2 protein-coding genes and 1 tRNA gene are annotated in these 2,446 nt (G+C 61.4%); all 3 read right to left on the reverse strand.

Annotated features, from left to right (window positions below; translation table 11 throughout):
* On the reverse strand, window positions 1–510 hold a 510-nt coding region (locus AC1DWI_RS19775), incomplete at its 3' end, for a trigger factor (protein ID WP_477725529.1).
* 114 nt (window positions 511–624) lie between these two features.
* Window positions 625–711, reverse strand: a tRNA-Leu gene (locus AC1DWI_RS19780).
* 118 nt (window positions 712–829) lie between these two features.
* Window positions 830–2,446 (reverse strand): efflux RND transporter permease subunit (locus tag AC1DWI_RS19785; protein WP_477725530.1); only part of this gene is annotated, 1,617 nt, incomplete at its 5' end.

A 2,446-nucleotide genomic window follows, 5' to 3' on the forward strand; every position in this document is an offset into this window, starting at 1 on the left:
GAAGTCGATGGTGGCGCGGTCACCGTCTTGCGCCGGCGCATCGGCTGCGCGCTGGGCAAAGGTACGGCGCTGCTTGCGCAGGATATCCAGCGTCTTGTCGATGGCGGCGTCGCTGACTTCAGCGCTGACCTTTTCGACTTCGGCGCCCGACAGGTCGGCGATCTTGACTTCAGGGTAGACCTCGAACACCGCGTCAAACACCAGTTCGCCCTCAGGCGCGCCCTCTTTTTCGCTGATGCGGGGCTGGCCGGCAACACGCAGCTTGGCTTCATTGGCGGCCACGGCAAAAGCTTCACCGACCTTGTCGTTCATGACTTCGTAGTGCACCGAATAGCCGTAGCGCTGGGCCACCACGTTCATGGGGACTTTGCCCGGACGGAAGCCGTCCATCTTGACCGTACGGGCCAGCTTCTTCAGACGGGTATCAACTTCCGACTGAATGGTGTTGACGGGCAGCGAGAGCGTCATTTTGCGCTCGAGCTTTTCAAGGGTTTCAACAGTCACGGCCATGATGGTTCCTAAGATCAAAAATAGTCAAAACAGGTTTTCACCTGGCATGTTGCGGGGTTTGCCGCAACGACTGAAAGCAAGGAGGGGCAACAGGGCCGCCCACAAGCCTCAGGGTGGTGCGCGGGGCGGGACTCGAACCCGCACATCCTTGCGGACGTCAGGACCTAAACCTGGTGCGTCTACCAATTTCGCCACCCGCGCGCCTGAAATAAAAACGGGAATCCGAAAAACCTCCGAATCCCCGCTTGAAATCGGTCAACTCTCTATTTTAGCCGTTATCGGGCCCGGTTTTTCGTCCGGAACCGACGGCCAGAGAGAATCAGGCCGGCTGTGGCTTTTCGCCCATGTGTGGCTTAACTTCCAGCTTATCTTCCCGTTTGACACGGAACCACGCTGCATACATGGCAGGCAGGGCCAGCAAGGTCAGCACCGTCGCCACCACCAGGCCGCCCATAATGGCAACCGCCATAGGCCCCCAGAACACGCTGCGCGACAGCGGGATCATGGCCAAAACCGCCGCGGCGGCCGTCAGCACAATCGGCCGAAGCCTGCGCACGGCCGACTCGACGATGGCTTCCCAGGTGGGTACGCCGCGGGCGCGGTCCTGCTCGATCTGGTCGATCAGGATCACCGAGTTGCGGATGATCATGCCGAACAGCGCAATCACGCCCAGCAGCGCGACGAAACCAAACGGCCGGTTCAACAACAGCAGAGCTCCGGCCACACCTGCGATGCCCATGAAGCCCGTCAAAAAGGCGAGGATCGAACGGCTGAAGCTGTGCAGTTGCAGYATCAACAGGGTGAGCACGATAAACAGTGCGACCGGCAAGCCCGCCACAATTGAGGAGGATCCCTTGCTGCTTTCCTCCACCGCGCCGGCCACCTGGATGCGGTAGCCCGCCATGCCCTTGTCCAGCCACTTGGCTTCCAGCGCCTTGAGCTTGGGCATCAACTCCTGTGTCACCGTGGCACCCTGCAGGCCTTCGACGATGTCACTTTGCACCGTGATGGCGTAGTCGCGGTTCTCGCGCCACATCACGCCCGGTTCCCAGGTAAACACCGGCTTGGCAATCTGCGTCAGCGGAATCGACTTGCCTGAAGCCGTAGGCAGGTAGGCGTTGCCRATGTCGGTGATTGCGTTTCGCTCGTCCAGCGGCTGGCGCAGCACGATGTCGATCAGCTTGTCACCCTCACGGAACTGGCCGACTGAGGTGCCTGCCAGGATGGTGCGTGAAGCCTGTGCAATCGACTGGCTGGTCACGCCCAGCGCGCGCGCCTTGGCCTGGTCCACTTCCAGCCGCAGCACTTTCACCGACTCGTTCCAGTTGTCGTTCACACCGCGCGTGTTGCCGCTCTCGCGCATCACCGCCTTGACCTCATCGGCGCGGTCACGCAGCACCAGCGGGTCAATACCGACCACGCGGAACTGCACCGGGTAAGGCACGGGCGGACCGTTGGGCAACAGCTTGACCCGACCGCGCACTTCGGGGAATTCGGTGGCCAGCAGGGCGGGCAGCTTGATGCGCAGCGACTCGCGCACCTTCAGGTCTTTCGGCAGCACAATCATCTGCGAGACGTTGGTTTGCGGAAAAACCTGGTCCAGCGGCAAATAAAAGCGCGGCACGCCCGAGCCTATCCAGGTGCTGACCGTGCTCACGCCCTCCTCCTTCATGAGGCGCRCCTCCACCCGTTTAGCCGTGGCCTCGTTGGCGGCGAAGGAAGTTCCTTCCGGGAACCAGATATCGACCATGATCTCGGGCCGGCTGGAGTCMGGGAAGAACTGCTGCTGCACCTTGCCCATGCCGACGATGCCCAGCGCAAAAATCAGCACCGTCGAGCCGATGGTGATCCAGCGATGCTCCACGCACCAGTTCACCGTTTTGCGAAAGGTGTTGTAGAACGGGCTGTCGAACATCTCATGCGGGCTGTCCTGGCC

Source organism: Polaromonas sp. P3_C2, assembly GCF_056402675.1.